Raw genomic sequence first — 21,950 nt, forward strand, 5'->3', positions numbered from 1 at the left:
ATTTTCCATTTACCCTTTAAATTAAAATCCAGCGTTATGAGATCACTATTACACTTCCTGCACAGGAAGCGGCTGTTGGCGTGCGCACTGGTGGCTGCCATCATCAGCACGTTTTCTGCCTATGCACAACAAGGCAATCCACAAACCTACCACGGTACGGTTACAGACTCCGCCGGGCTGCCCATACCCGGCGCCTCTGTTATCCTAAAGAACACTAACCGTGGCGCCATCACCGACCAGAATGGCGTTTTTAACCTGCAGGCCCCGCAGGGCAGCACTATTGTGGTGACCAATGTAGGTTACCAGAACCAGGAAATTTTACTGGGCGGCGGCAGCACGCTGCGCATCCGGCTGGCCCAGGCATCCAGCAGCTTAACAGATATTGTGGTAGTAGGTTACGGCACACAAAGAAAGGCCACGGTGAGCGGCGCTGTAAGCTCCGTAAAATCAGAAGACCTGGTACGTACGCCTGCCACCACGGTGTCTGCCGCACTGGTAGGCAGAATGCCCGGCCTTACTGCGCGGGCTCCGGATGCAAGGCCCGGCAGAGGCACCAACATACAGATCAGGAACCTGGGTAACCCGCTGTATGTAATAGATGGCGTGCCCTACACCGGCAGCCCCAATACTACTGCATTCGGTTTTACGCAAGGCAGCGGACAGGACGTGTTTAACAGCCTGGGCATAGAAGATATTGAAAGCATTACCATCCTGAAAGATGCTTCTGCCTCCATTTACGGCTTGCGCGCATCCAACGGTGTGGTACTGGTAACCACCAAAAAAGGCAAACGCGGTGGTAAGCCAAACATCAATGTTTCCGGTTATTATGGCCTGCAGAACTTTACCCGTTACCCACATCCTGCTAATGCCGGGCAATATGTGCGCGCGCTGGTGGAATCTGAGCAGAACCTGGGCCGCGATCCTTCGCTGCTGTACTCCCCGCAGGAGCTGGCCAAATGGGAGGCCGGCACAGAAAAGGGATACAAGAGTTATGACTATTACAAAGAAACCTTACGCCCCAATGTACCGCAGTCTTACCTGAGTGCAAGCGCATCCGGCGGAGGCGAACGTTCTACCTATTATTTAGCCGTAAGCCGTATTCAGCAGGATGCTATTGTAAGGGATTTCAGCTTTGAACGCACCAACCTGCAGGCTAACCTGGAAAGCAGCCTGGCCAAGGGTTTGAAAGTAGGCACGCAGATCAGCGCCCGCCTGGAAAAAACGCATAATGTAGGCGTGCCCGGGCTGGATGATTACTTTAATCCTTTCCTGAGCATTTTCAGCATGTGGCCTACAGAAAGCCCGTATGCCAACGATAATCCCAACTACATTAATCAAACGCATAACGTAAACGTGAACCCCGCTACGTATAAAGATGATGTTACCGGTTACCTGGATGAGTGGTGGCGCGGCATTAACGTGAACCTGAATGCGCAGTATGATTTTAATTTCGGGCTAACGGCAAAAGGCATTTACTCTTACAACTACATGAACGAAGATTTTGACGGGTTTGAATATACCTGGGATGCGTATAAGTATGATGCCAACACAGATACTTATAACACACAGCCCGGCTTCGGTAACCAGAACCCCTGGCGTGAAAGGCATAAGCGGAATGTGATCTCCCGTTACGGGCAGTTCCAGCTAAGCTATAACAAGCAATTTGGCCCGCATGCTATATCAGCCGTGGCAGCCTATGAGCGGTCTGATTATGATAACTCTTATTACGTAGTACACACCATTCCTACTAACAACTACATCCCTACGCAGTATTTATCGGAACAGGATTATTTGTCGGATGAATGGACTACGGAGGCCCGTGCCGGTTATATAGGCAGGGTTAACTATAACTTTAAGCAAAAGTATCTGCTGGAACTATTGGGCCGGTATGATGGCTCTTACCTGTATGCCAAAGGCCACCGCTGGGGCTTTTTCCCGGGCATATCCGTTGGCTGGCGTATTTCAGAGGAACCTTTCCTGAAAGATAAGCTGGGCACCTTTTTGAATGACCTGAAGATCAGGGCATCCTATGGTGAAACCGGCAGCGAGATCGGCTTCCCGAACGGCGATCCTCCCCAACCCTTCAGCTACCTGTCTGGCTACAACTTTAACCAGGGCGGCGCTGTGCTGAATGGCGCATATGTGATCGGGATCCGTCCGCGCGGGCTGCCTATTACGCAGCTTTCCTGGGTAAAGAACCGCTCCACCAACATTGGTATTGACTTTACCCTGCTGGATAATAAGATCAGTGGCCAGGTGGATGTATTCAAGCGCAAACGTACCGGCCTGCCGGCAGCCCGTTATGATGTGCTGCTGCCCAGCGAAGTAGGCTACACCTTACCCAATGAGAACCTGAATGCAGATGCTACCCGCGGTATAGAAGGCATGGTTACCTACAGTGGCCAAACCGGCCAGGTAAATTATTCCATCGGGGTAAATGCCACGTATGCGCGGCTGAAAAGTGTAAGCACCTATAAACCCCGTTTCGGCAATGAGTGGGATAAGTACCGCAACTCTGTAGAAGACCGCTGGTCCAACATTACCTGGGGATACCATGTAACCGGACGTTTTGAATCACAGGAGGAGATTGATAACTATGGCATTAATAACGACGGGCAGGGCAACCGTACCGAGCTGCCCGGTGATTTCAAGTATGAAGATGTGAATGGCGATAAGATCATTAACGACATGGATCAGCGTCCCATTGGTTATGCACAGGGCGCGCAGCCATATGTAAGCTTTGGCATTAACGGCAGTGTGGGTTATAAAGGCATTACCCTGCGTTTTGATTTTGCAGGTGCCACTATGCAGTCTTACCTGCGCGACTGGGAGCTGCGTTATCCTTTCCAGAACAACGGTTCCTCACCGGCCTATATGTTCACCGACCGCTGGCACCGCGAAGATCCGTATGATCCAAACAGCAAATGGATTGCCGGCACCTACCCTGCCATCCGGAAAGACAATACCACGCATGTGAATTACCGGACCAATGACTTCTGGATCACCAACGTACGGTACATCCGGCTCAGGAACCTGGAACTGGGTTACAACTTTCCTAAAGCCTGGCTGAACAAGATTGGAGTGAACGCCTTCCGGATATATGTGAACGGCACTAACCTGTTCTCCCTGGACAATGTAAAGAAATATGAAATTGATCCGGAGATCAGCTCCAGTAACGGGCTCGTATATCCGCAGCAACGGCTGTACAATTTTGGTTTTAATCTTTCCCTTTAATGATGATAATTATGCAAAAGACATATAAATACATACTCCTGGGCCTTTGCCTGCTCACTGCCGGCGCGTGCAAAAAAGACTGGCTGGAGCGGAAGCCCCGCACCATATTGCTGGAAGAGCAGGTATGGAATGATCCCAAACAGATCGTAGCCCTGCTGGCTAATTTTTACGACCGCCTGCCGGTACAAACCGGCCTGCAGGATATTAATAATAATGGCGACCTGGACGGGCGCATAGCCCAGTGGCGCGATATGGCCAATATTGACGATGCCATGTGGTCCGGCCAGTCTAATGAAGACGGGCGTAATAACATTCCTGCCTATGGATTTGAAAGCTGGCGTTTATGGAACTATTCTTATATCCGCGACATTAATCTGGCGCTGGAAAACATAGCCCAGTACGGCGAGCGCTTAACGGACGATCAGAAGAAACAGTTCACCGCTGAGCTGCGTTTCCTGCGGGCTTACGATTATTTTGAGCTGGTAAAAAGAATGGGCGGTGTGCCCCTGGTTACCAAACAGCTGCTTTATGATTACAGCGGCAATGCCACTCCCCTGCAGGTACCACGCGCCAAGGAGGAAGCGGTGTATGATTTTATAGCCAGTGAAGTAGATGCTATTAAAAATGATCTTGGCAATGACGGTAATGTGTCCCGCGCCAACAAGTACACCGCCCTGGCGCTGAAAAGCCGGGCCATGCTGTATGCCGCCTCGATTGCCAAATACAATAACCTGATGCCCGCACCCATCAGCACCCCCGGCGGTGAAGTAGGTATCCCTGCATCTAGGGCCACGGAATTTTATACCAAATCGCTGGAAGCATCCAAAGAGATCATTAACAGCGGCGTATATACGTTGTACAAGGTGAACCCCATCCCAGGCGAGAACTTTTATGAGGCCATCACCAAAAAATCCGGCAATAAGGAAGCCATTTTTGTAAAGGATTTCCTGACGCCGCAAAAACGGCATTGGTTCTCTTACGACAATATTGTGCGTGGTATCCGCGAGGATAACCTGGGCTCCTCTTCCGTAACGCCTTCCCTGAACCTGGTGGAAAGCTATGAGTACCTGGATGGTACAGCTGGCGCGTTAAAAACCCGCACTGCCGATAACAGCGATTATATTTATTATACCAATATTGGTGATATATTTGCCAACAAGGATGCGCGTTTATACGGTACCGTTATTTACCCTGGTACCACCTTCAAAGGTTTGCCGGTAGGTATACAGGCAGGTGTAATGGCCTGGAATGCCACCCGTAATGCATATGATGTGGTGGAAGGCAGCGACCTGAATACTACCTACACAGATGGCAAAACGCTCACCGGCAGCTCCGGCCCGCACCGTTCCATACAGGAAGTATCTAACACCGGGTTTTACCTGCGCAAATATATTGATGCAGGCGCGCGCACCAGCACCCGCGGTATACAGAGCGATATCTGGTGGATCTGGTTCCGGTTAGGGGAAGTGTACCTGAATGCGGGAGAAGCCGCCTTTGAGCTGGGATTAACCGGCGAAGCGCTTACCTACATCAATGCCATACGTGAACGGGCCGGATTTGGCACCAACAGTTTGACCACGCTTACCCTGGCCCGCATACAGAACGAGCGCCGCGTAGAGCTGGCCTTTGAAGATCACCGCCTGTGGGACCTGAAACGCTGGCGTATTGCAGATAAGCTTTGGAATGGCAATGTGAGTAACCCGAATGCCATGGTGTATGCACTGTACCCTTACCGCGTAGTACGCCCCGGGGATGCAGCCCGCAACGGCAAGTATGTATTTGTGAAAATGATCGCACCACGGTTCAGGGCGCCAAGATTTTTCCAGCTGGGTAATTATTACTCCTCGATAGACCAGGCGGTGATCAATAATAATCCAACAATTGTTAAAAATCCCTTTCAATAACTCAATATTATGCAACGTATCATCATCTCATTCCTGGCGATCGCATTCATAGCAGCCGCAGGATGTAAAAAAGATAATTACGAGGAGCCCAAGGCTATCCTTACCGGCCAGGTTGTGTACGATAAGCAGCCGGTGGGCTTACGCTCTAACGGTGTGCAGCTGGAGCTGTGGCAACATGGTTCAGCCCTGTTCACCAAAATACCCGTGTATATAGCGCAGGATGGCACCTTTTCCGCATCCCTGTTCAACGGCAGCTATAAGCTGGTGCTGTTACGTGGTAATGGCCCCTGGGTAAACAATTCCGATTCGCTGGATGTAACGGTAAATGGCAATACAACCGTAGAGGTACCGGTAGAGCCCTTTTTCATTATTAAAACCGCCAACATAGGGCGGAGCGGCTCCGATATAACAGCTACGGTTACACTGCAGCAAATAAATAACAGCCTGCCGCTGGATGCCGTATCCATTTACCTTGGCTCCACTACCGTAGTAGACCAGGTGAACAGTGTGGCCGGTACAACGGTAGCTGCTGCAGACATTCCCAACATTACGCAGCCGGTTAATTTAACCGTGGCTATCCCGCCTTCCCTTATTGCCAAGGGATATGTGTATGCACGGGTAGGCGTTAAAACCGCCGGCATAGCGGAATTGCTGTACACCATGCCACAGAAAATCGAGCTGAAATAATATAACACCTGCCAACGGAAGCTGGCAGCTTTCGCCGTCCGGTTTGTAATGATTATCTTTATTACAACCCGGATGGCATTCTTAAACGGGCGGCCATAACCGCCGGAAATTTTAGCGCATGAACGAAGCAGCATTACAGGGCATTGCCCGCCAACTGAGCCACCCGCAAGGGGAAGAAGGACTTAAAATAGCCGCCAATATGAAGGTTGGCAATGGCGGCATGATCCAGCGCACCATTGACCTGCTGGCTTGTGAAAGCAATAATACCGTGCTGGAAATTGGCCCGGCAGATGGTGGTTACGTGCCTTACCTGCTTTCCCGTGCCCTTCATTTAAGATATTATGGCATTGATATTTCTGAAACCATGTTAGCGCAGGCCCGGCAGCAGCATGCAGCGCTCATCACCAACGGCATGGCTTCCTTTACATTAGGGAATGGCCGGGAGCTGCCCTATGATAATGATTTCTTTGATAAGGTATACACCGTTAATACCCTGTACTTCTGGGAAGAGCCTTTGGCTTTATTAGCGGAAATTAAACGGGTATTAAAACCCGGCGGCCGGCTGGCCATTGGCATACGCAGCAAAAGCATTATGGAAAAACTGCCCTTTACACAATACGGCTTTGAATTGTATGATACCGCCAAAGCCACTACCCTGCTGCAAAAGGCCGGCTTTACTATTCAGCAGGCTGTGGAAGAAAAGGAAGAAGTGGTGAAGATCATGGAAAAAGAATTTCAAATGGACAGGATTGTACTTGTGGCCGGCAAATAACAATTACGAATTGTCAATTACGAATTGTGTAGAGCGTTTTGCATAATCTTCGCTGCATTATAATTCGTAATTGACAAATTCGTAATTCGTAATTACTTTTTAAGTAGCTTATTCTTCAATATCTTCTCCAGCACCGCATCCTTCATGCTGCGTGATACCGGTACCTGGTGCTTGCCCAGCTCAATCAGGTTCCCCTCAATACTGGTAATTTTAGCGGCATTGATCACAAACGATTTGTGTGTTTGAATAAAACCGGGATCCGTAATACATTCCAGCACAGATTTTAATGTGGTATGCGTAATATAGCGGGTTTGTGCCGTGTAAATGTTTATATAATTTTCCATTGCCTCTATATATACAATATCGTTAATGGAGATCTTCACCAGCTTATCATCTGTTTTAATAAACAAATGGTCGGATGCTGCGGGCGCTGAGGTTTGGCGAAACAGATCGTACACACGGTTCACCGACTTCAGAAAGCGCTCAAAGGAAATGGGTTTCAGTAAATAATCCACTGCTTCCAGCTCAAAACCTTTTATAGCATATTGCTCATAGGCGGTAGTAAAGATCACCTTAGGTGGGTTAGTAATACTTTGCAGCAGCTCCAGGCCATTGATGTAGGGCATTTCTATATCCAGGAACAGCAGGTCCACCGGCTGCTCACGCAGCAGGCTGTTTAATGATACGGCATCTTCACAAACTCCTACCAGCTCCAGGAAATCCACTTTCTCCACATACCCTTTAATGCCTTTGCGGGCCATTGGCTCATCATCTGTAATTACACATTTGATCCTGATCATAATCCTATATTTAAATTAGCCGTAAAACTTTGCCCGTTATCTTTAATGGCCAGCGTATGCCGGTTGGGGTATAGCAGGGCCAGGCGCCGTTGCAGGTTATCCAGCCCAATGCCGCTCCTGCCCTTTCTCTCCGGAATGATCTCCGGTTTTGCATTACTTACCTCAAAGTGCAGCTCTCCGTTATTTAACCTGGCAGAAATATTGATCCAGTATTCACCGCCGGCGTATTTAAAAGCATTTTCCACCAGGGGTAATAATAGCAAGGGGTACACCTGCTGCCCGTCTAGCGCTTCATCAAACTGCACCTGCAGGTTAAGATGATCATTCATCCGGCTTTTTTGCAGGTGAATATACGATTGCAGGTACTGCAATTCCTGCCGGATGGAAACCAGCTGCTGCTGGTCATACAGCTGGTAACGCAGCAGCTCCGAGAGCTCTTCAATGGTTTGCTTGGCCCGGCTCACATCCTCATCCATCTGGAAATATACCGTATTCAATGCATTGAACAAAAAGTGCGGATGGTACTGCGCTTTCAGAAAACGTAATTCTGTTTGCAGCTGATCGTTACTGATCTTTTCTATCTGCAGCTGCTGCTCATAACTTTTTCTCATAGAAGCATTTCCCCTTATAAAAGCGTAATAGAACAATAAGTAAAGCAGTGGTATCAGGTAAATGAGCACCGCATCGTACCAGGTAAGCCCGTCATCTGTAAGAGCGGCCATGGGTATTATGAATACAGTGCTCACCAGCTCCACATACAAACCTACCACAGCAAACTCCTTCAGCAAACCGCGGTTACGTACCGGCGCCTTAAAATGGCGCTGGTTCCTTTCCAGTAATTTATGAATACCCCATATATTAATGTAGCTGATAAGCGTTACCACCGTTAATTCAATGGCATTAACAGCCCAGGGCCTCAGCCAGAAGCGGGTACCGGTGATCACATCATTTACCAGGCGGATGGTCATATAAATGAGCAACCCGTAAAAAACCGGAAATATCAAACGCCACCATTTATACTGCATAGTCATGAAGTTAAGCAAAGATCAGTAAACTTTTTAGGATACAACCAGCTCCGGTGCTACCTGCGGGGTCGGCTGCGGTACCGGCTTTTCACTTACCGGGGCCTGTACCTTTTTCTCAAGAGGCCGCATTCCAAACAGGTAACGGGTAAGGGCAAACGGTTTTATAAATACATGGTAAATACACATGCTTACACATAAAGAGGTTATTACAATAAAGCCGTACTTCATGCCAATGGTATCGTTGGTTTTTACCACATACCAGGCAATGATCACGATCACTGTCTGGTGCAGGATGTAAAAGGGATAGATGGCCTGGTTAATATAATCCATCACCTTTACTTTCCGGTTCAGGTATTTCTTACCATACCCTATCAGCGCAAATACCCAGAACCAGGAGTTCAGCGGCTGCCTTGCCAGGTATGGATACAGATACCAATGCTGATCCCAGTCCGGGACCCAGGTGCTCAGCCCTACATTATTCCAGCGCAGGTAGTTAATGAACCCCATCATAACCAGGGCCATGCCCAGCGAAAAACGGCGGTTACGTTCCAGGCTGTCCATCAGGGCGGGTTGCAGCATGCAAATGAAGCCTGCTACCAGGAAAAGCATCCAGTACACAAAAAAGCAGTAGTCGTGCACCAGGTCACCGGTCATGGGATATTTCAGCACGGTTAATGAAAACCATGTGGCGGAAGGAAGCATTAACAGATATACATTTTTGCCACGGGCAAAGAATTTCAATTTTTCAACAAAGCCTTTGGCCTTCGGGGAAACAGCCCATCCGAAAAAAGGCGTCAGCAACAGGTCAAACACCAGCAGGTATGCAATAAACCACAGGTGATGCCAGCTGGTATTACCGTGCGGGTAAGGGCGCATCTCAAAAATAGAAGGGTAAAAATGCCAGAAGTTCCCCTTAAAACCCTGGTTTAACCGCTCCATATAGATCTGGGGCGGCACAATTACCAGCATACCTACCAGCAGGGGAATGAACAGGCGCTGGAAACGCAGCCACATAAAACCGCGGGCGCTTTTTTTGCTGACCATAAACCAGGAAACCGTTCCGGAAATAAAGAACAGCAGGTGCATACGGAAACGGCTAAGCCAAAAGGCAAACTCCGTCAGCACATTGCTTTGGGTGGCATTGTTCACATGCCAGGGATCATCTACCATAAACGGGCGGGCGGAATGGAATAACAGCACGCCAAAGATCGCTGCAATACGCAGCCAGTCAAGGTAAGTTTGTCTATTTGTAGGTTGCATTTCTTTTTTTTACAAACCTAACGACTGTAAAAGCGTTACAGGCCTCTGTTTTGACCACCTGCAATTTTAGGGTGACAACCCGCACACTGCTATCCTGCCGCAGTAGGCTACTTACCCGTTATGCGAATTAAAAAAGTTAGTATATTGATTATGATAAATCCTATTTCTGCACTCAAATCCATTAAACGATGAAGAAAACCTGTATTTTCCTGGGCTTTGCCCTGGCAGCTGTATGTAGCTGGGTACCTGGAAGCTCCACCCCCTGTGAGGTAAGTCCCACTTTTTTGAACGGGAAATGTAAAGCCGAGTACATTGAAGGACACGCGTATTATTACTGTGGTTCTCCAATAGCAACAGAAAAACCCAATTGTACGGCTTATGTACAATAGGAGAAATTATCAGTGGGCTACCGTAATGGTAGCCCTGCTGTTTTGTATGACCACTGCCTGTAAAGAAACCGCAACACCGGTTGTTCAATCCTGCACCACTGCTACAGACAGCCTTATTCCCCTGAAGATCAATATTGGAAAGCCCTTAAACCTGTACCTGGACAGTATGCTGGTAATAGGCGTACAAACACCGGTGCAATACCTGGAAAAAGAAAATGCCCTGCTGATACTGGACACCTATGGCAAACGGCTGCTGCAATACCCGCTAACGGCTGCTGATACCGTAACAAAACCCAGCCGGGCGCAGGCACTGCACCTGAATTATAAGGTGATGTACATGCATTACCTGAACCGCGATAGCCTGCTGTTGTACACCTATGGCGTATTTCGCCTGTCTTATTATAACCTGGATACAGATACGGTATATAAAACACTGTCTTTTTACGATAGAAAAATAAAAACCAATTTTGCCTTTAACCCCGCGCCTCCCAATGCCAGTAATGCCGCCCCTATTATTTTTAAGGGCAATAATATTATTGGTACCGGTTATTTAATGGGCGAGCATGACAGCGAAGTGCCGGCAGGGCGCACGCTCTTCTCCATCCTTCACTTACCGGATGGCAGCCTGCAGCACAAAGTACCTTACTCCGCTATTTATAAAACCGGTAACTGGGGCGGCTCCCATATGCGCACAACTTATTCGGCGTATAACCGGCAGCAGGGCACACTGTTGCTTAGCCTGCCGGCAGACCATCACCTGCAGGTGATTGACAGCGCATGGCACATAACCAACGTATATGCGGGCAGCCGGCAAAAGCTATGCATAAGCTCCATGCCTATACCTAAGAATAGCCCGCAGCTACAGGACCCGGATAATGCCTTACGTTATTTTACAAACACAGCTGCTTACCGGGATATTATTTATGATGCTTACCACCAGCATTATTACCGGGTATTACAAACCCCGCCTGCCGCCGCTGAGCTGAATGCGCAGCAGCTGGGGGAAAAACATGCCACGCTGATCGCTTTTGACAATACCTTTCATTACCTGGGCGAAGGCCCCTTACCCAAAGGGCTTGCGCTGGATAATTTTTTTGTAACGGAACAAGGCCTGTATTTTCTGAATGTAGCTAACCATGACCAAAACATTGGGCAATATGTACACATCAACCCGGAGTTATAAGATCTTCCTATATACGTTACTGTTAGGCTTTATGGCTTGCTCCGCACCACCGGACAAGCTGCTGCAGGCCTTACATGCAGTGGATGCCAAACCATTGCCTGCCGGGCATTACGTGGTAATACCCAACCAGGGCTGTGAAGGCTGTATCAGCACCGCAGAAGATTTTGTGAAAAGGAATTACACCCGGTTCCCGCAGGCGAAATACATTTTTACGCGTGTACAATCCATTAAATTATTACGGATAAAACTGGGTAATGAAGTAATGAACAATAGCCGGGTATTAATTGACAGCAACAATATTATCCATTACCCCGAGCAGGGAAAGGACATTTATCCGATGATCATTACTATTAAAGGAAATGCAATAAAAGGGATCACCTATCAAAGCCCGGGGTCAGACGGGTTAGCTGAGCTGCTGCGGGGGCAGTGATCAGGGCTGGTACGGCCCGCCGGGTTCACCCCATCCCCATTTAGGCATGGGCTCACCTTCTTTAACAGGGTTTTCGGTGGTAGTGGAGTTCATTACGGCAATACGGCTGCCCCATTCCAGGTAGCCTACCAGCGCAGCGCGGAACTCCGGGTCACTAGCCAGGCCTATCTCATCCGCGGTTTCCAGCAAAAGAGCCATCCATCTTTTGCGTTTGGTCTCATCCAGCATCTTTCCTACGTGATGGGCCACCATAGATGCATGACTGCCGTTATCCTGTTCTGAATATAATTTAGGACCGCCAAAAACTTCGGCGATAAAATGCGCAACATGCTTGCTATGGTCGCCGCTCATATCTTTAAACACCGGGTACAACAAAGGATCTTTAAGCACCTTATCATAGAATACCTCCGTTAGCTTTTCCAGCGCTGCCTGTCCGCCCGCCCATTCATATAAAGTAGGAATTATTTTTTCGTCTGCCATAATACCGGTATAGATTATAGGCGAATATATGGAGACTTTTCTTCACAATGTAGCCGGGTTTACACGATCTTTACAAGTGCAGGTACACCTTGCCGTTATCTTCCGTTAACCGGTATATCACAATGCCCTGTTTCGCAGGCCCGGTTTTCAACTGGCCGGTATTTACATCAAACTGGGAGCCATGCCATGGACACTGCACCGTACCACAGATCATAGCGCCGCCTGCCAGCGAGCCGCCTTTGTGGGTGCAGCCATCGTCAAAAGCTACATAACCGGTTTCTGTTTTGCCGATCACAATACGTTTACCCTGCACATGCACCAGCTTCATCTGGTCGGTTTTCAGCTCATCACTGTTAGCTACTTCTATGGGCTGATCGTTACCAGTGAAACGTTCTTCTTTCCACTTACCACCGCCCGCATAACGGGTAAAAACGCCTATCTGATTGCGATACACCAGCGTACCACCCATCCAGCCGGCAAAGCCCAGGAGCACGATCCCCGCCATTTCCAGCAGCAGGATACCAAAGGCCGGTACATAAGGGTTACGCTTTAGCAGCCAGGCTACAAAGAACAGCACCAAGTTCAGTACGTTCAGCAACCCATGCCGGGTAGCCCGTTTTTTACCGGAGCTTTTAGGAGGCACTGTAAATATGTAATCAATAATACCTGGCACCGCAGCCAGCAATGCCGTGGTGATGCCTGCTATTTGCATACACGATGCCACAAAGGCAAAATCGTAACGGTCGTTCACTAACGCCATTATATCAAATAAGAGCGTGCCTATAAAAAAGGCAATGGGAAAAGTAACCAGTATAGGATGAAGCGGATGCCCCTTAATATGCGCAGTACTTTTCATGGTGGTAAGATTTTGTTTTGGTATACAAAGCCTCTATCAAAAAGTTTACCTGTTTATGGATGGTAAACCGGCTGGCATAACTTACATTTATAATATTTTCACTATATCCCCTATAAAATTCATGAGCATGTTACTGTTTGCCAAGATCCTCATAGGCCTGGTAGCCCTGGAACACCTGTATATACTTTGGCTGGAAATGTTTGCCTGGACCACAGTGGGCAAAAAGACCTTCCGCTCTTTGCCGGCTCACCTGTTTGAAGAAACCAAAACGCTGGCAGCCAACCAGGGCCTGTATAATGGCTTCCTGGCCGCCGGCCTGATCTGGTCGTTGTTTATTTCAGATGTAAGCTGGAGCCGGAATGTGGCCTGCTTTTTCCTGGCTTGTGTGATAGTAGCCGGTATTTATGGCGGGCTTACCGCTTCCAGGTCCATCTTCATAAAGCAGGGTTTACCGGCCGTTATTGCATTAACTGTATTATTGCTGGCCTGATAAATTCATTACTTTGCGGCCTGTTTGAACAGTACAACCTGCATGGCAAATAACAGCAAAACACTGGTGATACTTATACCCGGCTTTCCGGAAAATGAGGCGGATACAACCTGCCTGCCTCCGCTGCAGCTGCTGGTAAGGTCCCTGAATAAAGAGTTCCCGGGGTTAAAGGTGGTGGTGGTAGCCTTTCATTATCCTTTTTTTACACATACCTATCAGTGGCATGGCAACACCATCATCAGCATGGGTGGTAAATACCGTAACAAAGTTCACCTCTTACATTCCTGGTGGAAAATATGGCGGCAGCTGAAAAAGCTCTGGCAGGATCATGATGTGATAGGTCTTTTCAGCTGCTGGTGCGGCCCCTGTGCGCTGGTAGGCCATTATTTTGGAAAGCGTTATAACATAAAACATCACATCTGGATCCTGGGACAGGATGCAAAAAAAACGAACAACACAGTACGTTATATACGCCCCGCGCCGCAGGAGCTGATAGCCATATCAGATTTTTTAGTGCAGGAGTTTAACCGCAATCACCACATTATGCCGCAGCATGTAATCCCCATTGGGGTGAATACGACTGACTTCCCCCCTGCTGCCGCGCCGGTGGATATTGATATATTAGGCGTTGGCAACCTGGTGCCCTTAAAACAATACGAGATCTTTATTGAAGTTATTCATGCCGTAAAACAACATTTCCCCAATATTAAAACCGGCATATGCGGCAAGGGAACAGAAGTGCATCACTTACAGGCGCTGATTGCCAAATGGGGCTTACAGGATAATGTACAGCTATACGGTGAGCAGCTGCACCGTGAAGTATTACGGCTTATGCAACGCAGCCGCATTTTACTGCACCCCTCCTCTTATGAAGGTTTTGGTATGGTAATGCTGGAAGCATTGTATGCAGGCGCACAGGTGGTAAGCTTTGTACAACCCATGCAGGCTGTTATTCCCAACTGGTACATTGTAAAAGATAAAGCGGCGATGGTGGAACAGGTGCTTACCCTGCTGCGCCGGCCGCCTGCGCAACGGCAAGCTGTATTACCTTATGAGATGAACGGCAGCGCCAGGGCCATTATGCAGCTCTTCGGCTATAATGAAGCAATGACCTCCTGAATTTTTTTGGCAATAGCCTCAAAGGAAAGCTGTGACTGGAATTGCGCTAATACTTTACTGCGCTCCACAGCCACATCCAGCGTAGTAACCTGTAAAAGGGCCTGCAGCAGCGCGGCCTCATTACCCGGGGCATATAATACACCACAGTTTCCGTTATTAGTGAGCAACTGAAAAGAAAGGATATCTGTAAGCACAGGAATACATCCGCAGGACATAGCCTCGCACACCGCTATACCACTCCCTTCATAATGTGATCCGGAAATAATAAAAGGCACGCTGTTAAACCAATACAACAGGTCGTCATGCGGCACCTTCCCTACTAAAATAATTTTGTCTTTATAAGCCGCCTCACTTTGCAGCAGGCTTTCAATTTCCGGCAGCAATTCCGTGGTATGATAGATCATATACAAGCGGGCCTCCGGGTACTGCCGGGTAAATTGCAGGAAGGCACGAACCACTGTCAGCGGATCTTTATTATCATTTAACCGCCCTACCCACAGGAAAGCCGGTGCGCCCTGAACGCCCGTTTTTGCCCTTGCCAGGGACTGCGCTACCGGGTAAAAAACAGAAGAGCCTTCCATAACCCCATGAATTTTGCCCGTGCTGCGGATATGCGCCTTTTTCATCCAATCCACCCCCATAGCCTGTGAGGTGAACAGGTAGGCATCAATACAATAAGCCGCAAGCTGCTGCAGGTAGCGCTTAGGCCACCGCGATGGCCTTTCCGCATGGTGCTGGGCAATGATCTTTACCCGGCTGCCTAATTGCAGGCGCAGCTGTATTACCTGTATGGCAAAATGTAAACCGTGCACAAATACTACATCCGGCTGCAGGGCTTTTATATAGCGGTGCTGCTGCCAGGGAAAAAGAACGGTTCTTTTACCAAAATCCATAAAATGGTAGTCTACCCCGTTTTGCTGGTAACGGCCTTCATAGTCAATCTGTTCAATAGAGATGACTTCATTTTCCCGGCTTAAAGCCTCCGGTATGCCGGTATAAAAATTAGTGCGCTGCAGCCATTCCCCCGGGTTTGTAAAACCGGAAGAACAAACATAACTTGCAAATACGATCCTCATAAAAAGCTGCCCGGTAGTAAGTTAAAAAGATGGGGCAATGATAGGCTAAATTCCGAAGACAAATTTTTCCACACCAGGCAACCTTTTATGGCTGTATTGCGTACTGTAACTAACTTATATTATTAAAATAAGTTACGGATAAAAATATATTGTCATTCAATCCAGTACATATACATGAGACGCGTTGTAAAATACCTGGTCACCCGCTTTTATAAGCCTTTACTGGTCAGGTATCTTTCTAAAACAAGGAAGTATACCTTTAAAGGGGTACAGCTTTTAATTCCCCCGGAGGTATTTCACCCGGCCTTCTTTTTCAGCACCAAGTATTTACTGCGTTATATCAGCGGCCTGCCCCTGCAGCAAAGCTCTTTCCTGGAGCTGGGGGCGGGCAGCGGCCTTATTTCTATCTTTGTAGCTGGCAAAGGGTCCAATGTAATGGCTACGGATATTAATCCCGTTGCCGTTGAATACCTGGAAAAGAACGGGCGCGCCAATAATGTGAAAATGGAAGTGGTCCACTCCGACCTGTTTGAGCAGATCCCTTCCCGTACCTTTGATATTATTGCCATTAACCCGCCATATTATAAAAAGCAGCCGCAAACCTTTGCGGAACATGCCTGGTATTGCGGGGAGAATGGAGAGTATTTTGACCGCCTGTTCCACTCCCTGCCGGATTATATGCATGGACAATCCACCGTGTTAATGACGCTGAGCGATGGCTGTGATGAAACTATGATCCGCAACCTGGCCATTAAGAATGGCTGCCGGTTAAACCGTGTGCACTCCATGCAGAACCTGATGGAGGAGATCTACATTTTTAAGATTGAGCGCAATTAAATAATGACTGCATGAGCCGTATACTTTTTTCCCATTCGTACTTTATGCGTTTTGATCCTAAACAATGGTCAATGGGGCAGCCGTATGCCCCCCTGGGTACCCTGTATGCAGCGGCATTAATGCGGGAAAAAGGTTATGAAGTATCCCTGTTTGATACCATGTTCGTAAGCAATCCGGATGAAGTATTGCCCCGGATAGTAGCCCACCAGCCTGACTATTTTGTGATCTATGACGACGGGTTCAACTATCTCACCAAAATGTGCCTTACCAACATGCGGGAAGCCGCTTTCCGCATGGCCAAACTGGCAAAGGAAAAGGGTTGTACGGTTATTGTTTCCAGCTCCGACTCCACAGATCATTATGAGCAATACCTGGATGAAGGCGCTGATTTCATCCTGATAGGGGAAGCAGAAATGACCCTGCTGGAGCTGGTAACTGCCATTGATAATAATGCAACAGATGTTTCCGGCATTATGGGCCTGGCCTACAAACAAAACGGCCATGTGATTAAAACGCCCGGCCGCAGTGTAATGCGTGACCTGGATGCCCTGCCTATGCCAGCCTGGGACCTGGTGGATATGGAGCCTTACCGCCACTCCTGGCAAAAGCATGCGGGTTACTTTTCCATAAACATGGGCACTACCCGCGGCTGCCCTTTTAAATGTAACTGGTGCGCCAAACCCATATATGGCAACCGTTACAACTCCCGCTCCCCGCAGCATGTAGTGAATGAAATAAAATACCTGCGTAAGCAATTCAACTTTGACCACATCTGGTTCTGTGATGATATTTTTGGCCTGAAACCCGGTTGGGTAAATGAGTTTGCAGACCTGGTAGAAAAAGAGCAGCTCTCTTTCAGGTTCAAGATCCAATCCCGCGCCGATCTGCTGGTGCAGGATAATTATGTAAAAGCGCTGGCCCGCGCCGGTTGCGAGAACATCTGGATGGGCGCTGAAAGCGGCTCCCAGAAGATACTGGATGCTATGGACAAAGGCACTACCATTGAACAGATCCATAAAGCCACCCATTTATTAAAGGAGCACGGTATTAAACCTTCCTTTTTTATACAATTCGGCTACCTGGGCGAAACCAAGGAGGATATTAATAAGACCATTGACATGATCAATGAGCTGCTGCCTTCCAGCATAGGCATTTCCGTATCCTATCCATTACCGGGTACTGTATTTTACGATAAGGTAAAAGCAGACCTGAAAGAAAAAACCAACTGGACCGATTCTGATGAGCTGGCGCTGATGTTTGAAAACACTTATCAGCCGGCCTATTACAAACAATTGTATAAGTATACACATAGGAGCTATCTTAAACACCTGGCTTTTGCCAACATTAAGCACCTGCTCACCCACCCGGGTAAGGCCACAAAAAAAACTTTACGGAAAGCCCTTTCAGCGGCCTATTATATACCGGCCGCCTTTATTGCCAAACGCAAGCTGCATACGCTGGAAAAACCTTCTTCTTCAAAAAAATAATTACCTGGCATGGTACAGGGTGAGCAACATACGATGGATGAACAACAGGCAGCAACTGCCTTTAGCAAGCAGTCGGCTATATTTGATGCCATTTATACTCCTAATAAGATCATTCAATATAAACGGGCACGTGTACGGGCGCAGGTGGAGCGTTTCCTGGCGCCGGGCAGCCACATCCTGGAGCTGAATGCAGGCACCGGGGAAGACACGGTGTACTTTGCAGCAGCCGGCCACCATGTGCATGCCACTGACCTGGCCGAAGGCATGCTGGAAAAACTGGCAGCAAAGGTAAAGGCACACCAGTTAAATGATCGGGTATCTGTTGAAAAGTGTTCCTTTAACGCCTTGCCGTCCTTACAGCATAAAGGCCCTTATGATCTTATATTCTCCAACTTTGCCGGGTTGAATTGTACCGGGCAGCTGGATCAGGTGCTGCATTCCTTTGGGCCTTTGCTGAAACCCAAAGGGCAGATAACCCTGGCCATACTGCCACCTTTTTGCCTGTGGGAAACCCTGCTGGCGCTGCGCGGCCATTTCAAAACAGCTTTCAGAAGATTTAACAGTAAGAATGGCGTAACCGCTTATGTAGAAGGTGTACCCTTCACCTGCTGGTATTACAAACCCTCTTTTATTACCAGCACGCTGCAGCAGGATTATGAAGTACTGGGCCTGGAGGGTTTGTGCAGTATTGTGCCGCCTTCTTACCTGGAAAGCTTTCCGGATAAACTGCCCCGGTTGTATCGCTTTTTAATGAAGCTGGAGAACCGGTTCAAAAGCCGGTGGCCCTGGAAGTATATAGGGGATTATTACATTATTACATTGAGGAAGAAGTAGTTTAGTCTGCTACCAGCGTGTATTGCGCCTGTATTTGGTCTATTTTTTCCTGGAACATGCCAAGTATCCTTTGCTGATAGTAATGAGGCATCGGTTTACAAATATGTTTCTCCGATACAAACGCACCAAGAGGAACATTGTGCGATGTGAACTTGTTCAGTGTCCGCTGAACCTTCCAATGTGCGCTGAAACGTTCCATCAGCCAGTTATCCAAACGATCGCCCATGCCGTTATTCATTCCCCATTCCATAACCCGTTTAATGATTGAACGGGACATATCTTTTGCAGGCAGCTTTCTGAAGCTGCCATTAGGTAGATATTCGCTCACCCATTGATTGGATGAAAAGAAATTTTGGAAACCCTCTCGACCACAGGCTGGTAATAAAGTGATAGTTTCAATGGCAGTAAAGATATTCTGCTCTTCAATTTCCAGCGCCTGCTCATCCACATAATAGTTTAAACAGAAAAAGTGTCTTCTTACAAAGAATTTAACCGTTTTGGCCAACAGGAATAAAAAGAACCGCGCAATCCATAACCGGTTGGCAGCTGTTATAATAAAAAAATCCAGGTCGGATCCTTTATAGGCAATATTCTTGGACAAAGACCCTGAAATACCCACTCCCCGCACATACGGAAACCATGACAACACCCGCCCTACCCGCATGGCTTTTTTCAGCTGTTTTACCGCCATCTGGTTGCCCTGCTTTCTCCTTTCAACTAATTGCGGATCGTTCTTGCAGCTATAATACTGGCCATGCTGCCATAGTAATTGCTTATCCAGCAGGGATTTCAGGGCAGCAGGCAGCACATCTCCATGAACCGGCTGGTCCAGGAAATGGCGGATCTCTTCCAGTGTAACCGGGTAGTTAAACAAGTCAAAATAAGCTACTACCTTAAGTACGCTCTCTCGAAGTTGTATCATATATGGGAAACGGTCTATAAAGTATACGCACGAGGAAGCTTATTGGTTGTCTGCCAGGGTAGAAAATATTAAAAAAACCGGAGGCTGTACGGCAGGCGCCCGGAGACCTGCAAATACAAAGGAGAAGGCATTCCTGCCTCCCCCCCTGCTTATTTTACAACCTTAAAAGTCACTGATCGTATAGTTCACCGGATTTGCCCACGGGCCAAAACAGGTATTAGCCCCTGTTCCATCCACATTGCGCCACCGGAAAGTAAAGCTAGCCGGGAAGTTGGTTGCATTGGGCACATAATCCTGCAATTGTTTTATGTACCTTATTTCCCAGTAATAAACATAACCATCTGTTGAATAAGTGGTGGTGCCGGGCAATTTGGTTTGTATGTTCCGGTAATTGGCATCCGGATCACCTGTTTTTTTCACCTGTACCTGGCTGGCCATATTAGGCGTATTATTCTGGCAGGGGCCAGGGCTGCCAACCACATAGCTGCCTGCAATGGAGCCGCAATCATTAACCGAGGGCGGAGGGCTTTGCGAAGTAGCCGGGTTAATGTACACCTGATCTACCCGCTCACAAGGGTTCAGGCCAATGCTGGGCGCAAATGCAGCCACATACGGTGTGGTAATAAAGTAAGTGGAATAAGGAGCTGTACAATCCGAATACACTACCACAGATACCTCTATGGCCGTAAACGCGCCTGGCGACAGGTATTGATGATCAATATTATTCTTAGTATACACCAGGTGGTACAGCTTTACGCCGGGTTCATTAGGATCATCCCCGGTGTAGGTGAGCGCGGTAAGCGGAATGTTCAGATCCTGGAACGTAATGGTAGTACCGGATTTAATCCTTAACCGCCCTTTACTGATCTGGGAAGGCGTAGCAGGATTTGCATTCACCAGGTCAAAGGAGCTGCGAATAGTCCAGTCAACCGTAAGGGAGTGTTTAATATTCTGGCAATCGTAAAGCGTATGGTTCACGCCATTCAGGGTATGAGGGCCTACCACTGCCAGGGAAGGATCGTCGCAGATCTCATCCGGCGTGGTTAACAGCTTTGCTGTTCTGTTGGTTTTAATCTCATTTCCCCGAGCATCCATTAATATACCGGGCACACTTTTGTTGACAGGTATGTAAACTGAATGTCCGCTTTCTTTAATTAGTTGTGTGAGTTTGTCAGATAAGCTCACCGGTTGGGCTGAGGGCGCGGCGTCTTTAATATCGCGCTGGCAGCTGCCGGTAAGTAATACAAAAAGGAAAAGGGTCAGCAAATTTTTTACGTATACTGCGCGTGGTAAAGTTTTCATAAAGGATTTTTTAGTTAACAAAGCCAGGGGGCTAAAAGGATATTACAACGGCTTAACAAACAAGCGGTGTATGGGCGTTTACGGAAGGCTTACTACCCGGGTATAGGCGGCTGTTCCGGAGAAGGGATCAAACTTGTTCAGCAATACACCATATTTACCGGGCGCCAGCGATGAAAAGGACGTTTGCGCCCCGGAGCCCAATGCCTGTGCACCGTAAAGCACCGCTCCGGTGGTGAAGCTGTACAGCCCAACATAAATAGTAAAGTTGAAATTGTTACGGATAGTGATCGTTCTGCTGGGCGACGTAGCGCTGGTTACCGTAACATTGTTGGAAAGGCTGGTACCCACATCATAACCTTTCAGCTGATCATGCCGGATGCCGGACACGCTTACCGTACCGTCAGAGCAGGTAAGTGTCAGCTGCACATCATAGGTTTTCAGGTTGTCAATACCTGAAACCAGTGTAACAATGTTACTGGTAGGTGTTGAAAGCGTATAGTTGGTGAAGGGTGCGGAGGAGTTATACTCCTTAATGCCAACCACCGCAGAGCTCCAGCCCGTGCTGTAGATCTGTATACCGAAAGAATGCGGGGGATCTTCTACCCCGGATTCATAAAAATAATAACCTTCGGCATTGCAGGTACCCAGTGTAGTGGGTGGTTTGATCTTGCTTTCTTCAGCAGGGGTAACGTCTTTTGATATGCTGATGTCATTAACGCCATTTTTAACACAGGCGGTTAAGCTTAGAACACATAGGGATGCGAGGATAGGTAAATTGAGTAGTTTATTCATAACAAAAAAATTTGTATTGAATTTACTCAAGGAACCTTACATACGCATCGTTTTTCTTTAGTTAAATTTAG

Annotated in this window: 20 protein-coding genes; 11 read left to right on the top strand and 9 right to left on the bottom strand. The window is 48.0% G+C overall.

All coding sequences use genetic code 11. The annotated features are described in order from the left end of the window. Window positions 1-36 precede the first annotated feature (36 nt). The 4 genes from BMZ54_RS17150 (at window position 37) to BMZ54_RS17165 (ending at window position 6,597) form a co-directional block, all read left to right on the top strand. Entirely contained in the window at window positions 37-3,234 is a 3,198-nt protein-coding gene (locus BMZ54_RS17150; protein ID WP_089915726.1) for a SusC/RagA family TonB-linked outer membrane protein, read from the top strand. A gap of 11 nt (window positions 3,235-3,245) precedes the next feature. Next, on the top strand, window positions 3,246-5,138 hold the full coding sequence (locus BMZ54_RS17155; protein WP_089915730.1) for a RagB/SusD family nutrient uptake outer membrane protein: 1,893 nt from the start codon (window positions 3,246-3,248) through the stop codon (window positions 5,136-5,138). Between the two features lie 9 nt (window positions 5,139-5,147). Further along, window positions 5,148-5,825 (top strand): DUF3823 domain-containing protein, encoded by a 678-nt coding sequence (locus tag BMZ54_RS17160; protein ID WP_089914424.1) that lies wholly within the window; start codon window positions 5,148-5,150, stop codon window positions 5,823-5,825. Between the two features lie 118 nt (window positions 5,826-5,943). Beyond that, on the top strand, window positions 5,944-6,597 hold the full coding sequence (locus BMZ54_RS17165; RefSeq protein ID WP_089914427.1) for a class I SAM-dependent methyltransferase: 654 nt from the start codon (window positions 5,944-5,946) through the stop codon (window positions 6,595-6,597). 92 nt (window positions 6,598-6,689) lie between these two features. On the opposite strand, the gene BMZ54_RS17170 is transcribed toward BMZ54_RS17165, so the two are convergent. From BMZ54_RS17170 to BMZ54_RS17180, 3 genes are read right to left on the bottom strand one after another with little or no spacing between them, the layout of a single operon-like run. Then, window positions 6,690-7,397 carry a LytR/AlgR family response regulator transcription factor gene (locus BMZ54_RS17170; RefSeq protein ID WP_162277575.1) on the bottom strand — a complete coding sequence of 236 codons (708 nt, stop codon included), beginning with the start codon at window positions 7,395-7,397 and terminating at the stop codon, window positions 6,690-6,692. Then, entirely contained in the window at window positions 7,394-8,422 is a 1,029-nt protein-coding gene (locus tag BMZ54_RS17175; RefSeq protein ID WP_162277576.1) for a sensor histidine kinase, read from the bottom strand. Before BMZ54_RS17175 ends, BMZ54_RS17170 begins: the two co-directional genes overlap by 4 nt. Window positions 8,423-8,455: 33 nt before the next feature. Then, window positions 8,456-9,682, bottom strand: coding sequence for an acyltransferase family protein (locus BMZ54_RS17180; protein ID WP_089914433.1), 1,227 nt, complete (start codon window positions 9,680-9,682; stop codon window positions 8,456-8,458). A gap of 378 nt (window positions 9,683-10,060) precedes the next feature. Here BMZ54_RS17180 and BMZ54_RS17190 point away from each other — a divergent pair, with 378 nt between their 5' ends. Continuing rightward, window positions 10,061-11,254 (top strand): DUF4221 family protein, encoded by a 1,194-nt coding sequence (locus BMZ54_RS17190; protein WP_089914439.1) that lies wholly within the window; start codon window positions 10,061-10,063, stop codon window positions 11,252-11,254. Further along, on the top strand, window positions 11,229-11,684 hold the full coding sequence (locus BMZ54_RS17195; protein WP_089914442.1) for a hypothetical protein: 456 nt from the start codon (window positions 11,229-11,231) through the stop codon (window positions 11,682-11,684). The genes BMZ54_RS17190 and BMZ54_RS17195 overlap by 26 nt, the downstream gene beginning before the upstream one ends. On the opposite strand, the gene BMZ54_RS17200 is transcribed toward BMZ54_RS17195, so the two are convergent. Together BMZ54_RS17200 and BMZ54_RS17205 are read right to left on the bottom strand one after the other, a co-directional pair. Further along, window positions 11,685-12,164 carry a group II truncated hemoglobin gene (locus tag BMZ54_RS17200; RefSeq protein WP_089914445.1) on the bottom strand — a complete coding sequence of 160 codons (480 nt, stop codon included), beginning with the start codon at window positions 12,162-12,164 and terminating at the stop codon, window positions 11,685-11,687. A gap of 70 nt (window positions 12,165-12,234) precedes the next feature. Further along, window positions 12,235-13,020: a Rieske (2Fe-2S) protein gene (locus BMZ54_RS17205; protein WP_089914448.1), complete on the bottom strand. Its 786-nt coding sequence runs from the start codon at window positions 13,018-13,020 to the stop codon at window positions 12,235-12,237. Window positions 13,021-13,147: 127 nt separating this feature from the next. Between BMZ54_RS17205 and BMZ54_RS17210 the strand changes: the two genes are divergently transcribed. Both BMZ54_RS17210 and BMZ54_RS17215 read left to right on the top strand, forming a co-directional pair. After that, window positions 13,148-13,510 carry a DUF1304 domain-containing protein gene (locus BMZ54_RS17210; RefSeq protein WP_089915736.1) on the top strand — a complete coding sequence of 121 codons (363 nt, stop codon included), beginning with the start codon at window positions 13,148-13,150 and terminating at the stop codon, window positions 13,508-13,510. A gap of 42 nt (window positions 13,511-13,552) precedes the next feature. Beyond that, window positions 13,553-14,629, top strand: a complete 1,077-nt coding sequence (locus tag BMZ54_RS17215; protein WP_089914451.1) for a glycosyltransferase family 4 protein — start codon at window positions 13,553-13,555, stop codon at window positions 14,627-14,629. Here BMZ54_RS17215 and BMZ54_RS17220 read toward each other — a convergent pair. Then, window positions 14,605-15,705 (bottom strand): glycosyltransferase family 4 protein, encoded by a 1,101-nt coding sequence (locus BMZ54_RS17220; RefSeq protein WP_089914454.1) that lies wholly within the window; start codon window positions 15,703-15,705, stop codon window positions 14,605-14,607. The two genes, BMZ54_RS17215 and BMZ54_RS17220, sit on opposite strands and share 25 nt — an antisense overlap. A 174-nt stretch (window positions 15,706-15,879) precedes the next feature. Here BMZ54_RS17220 and BMZ54_RS17225 point away from each other — a divergent pair, with 174 nt between their 5' ends. From BMZ54_RS17225 to BMZ54_RS17235, 3 genes are read left to right on the top strand one after another with little or no spacing between them, the layout of a single operon-like run. After that, window positions 15,880-16,542 carry a HemK2/MTQ2 family protein methyltransferase gene (locus BMZ54_RS17225; RefSeq protein WP_089914457.1) on the top strand — a complete coding sequence of 221 codons (663 nt, stop codon included), beginning with the start codon at window positions 15,880-15,882 and terminating at the stop codon, window positions 16,540-16,542. 11 nt (window positions 16,543-16,553) lie between these two features. Further along, a complete protein-coding gene (locus BMZ54_RS17230) occupies window positions 16,554-18,029 on the top strand; it encodes a B12-binding domain-containing radical SAM protein (protein ID WP_089914460.1) in 1,476 nt (491 codons plus the stop codon). A 9-nt stretch (window positions 18,030-18,038) separates the two neighbouring features. Next, window positions 18,039-18,863, top strand: coding sequence for a class I SAM-dependent methyltransferase (locus tag BMZ54_RS17235; RefSeq protein WP_089914463.1), 825 nt, complete (start codon window positions 18,039-18,041; stop codon window positions 18,861-18,863). A 1-nt stretch (window position 18,864) separates the two neighbouring features. Here BMZ54_RS17235 and BMZ54_RS17240 read toward each other — a convergent pair whose 3' ends face one another. The 3 genes from BMZ54_RS17240 to BMZ54_RS17250 all read right to left on the bottom strand — a co-directional run bounded on the left by BMZ54_RS17240 (window position 18,865) and on the right by BMZ54_RS17250 (window position 21,879). Next, on the bottom strand, window positions 18,865-19,785 hold the full coding sequence (locus BMZ54_RS17240; RefSeq protein WP_143081041.1) for a hypothetical protein: 921 nt from the start codon (window positions 19,783-19,785) through the stop codon (window positions 18,865-18,867). A 162-nt stretch (window positions 19,786-19,947) separates the two neighbouring features. After that, window positions 19,948-21,087 (bottom strand): hypothetical protein, encoded by a 1,140-nt coding sequence (locus BMZ54_RS17245; RefSeq protein ID WP_089914469.1) that lies wholly within the window; start codon window positions 21,085-21,087, stop codon window positions 19,948-19,950. A gap of 78 nt (window positions 21,088-21,165) precedes the next feature. Beyond that, window positions 21,166-21,879 carry a hypothetical protein gene (locus BMZ54_RS17250; RefSeq protein ID WP_143081042.1) on the bottom strand — a complete coding sequence of 238 codons (714 nt, stop codon included), beginning with the start codon at window positions 21,877-21,879 and terminating at the stop codon, window positions 21,166-21,168. Between the last annotated feature and the right edge of the window lie 71 nt (window positions 21,880-21,950).

The organism is Chitinophaga rupis (genome assembly GCF_900109685.1).
Classification (GTDB): domain Bacteria; phylum Bacteroidota; class Bacteroidia; order Chitinophagales; family Chitinophagaceae; genus Chitinophaga; species Chitinophaga rupis.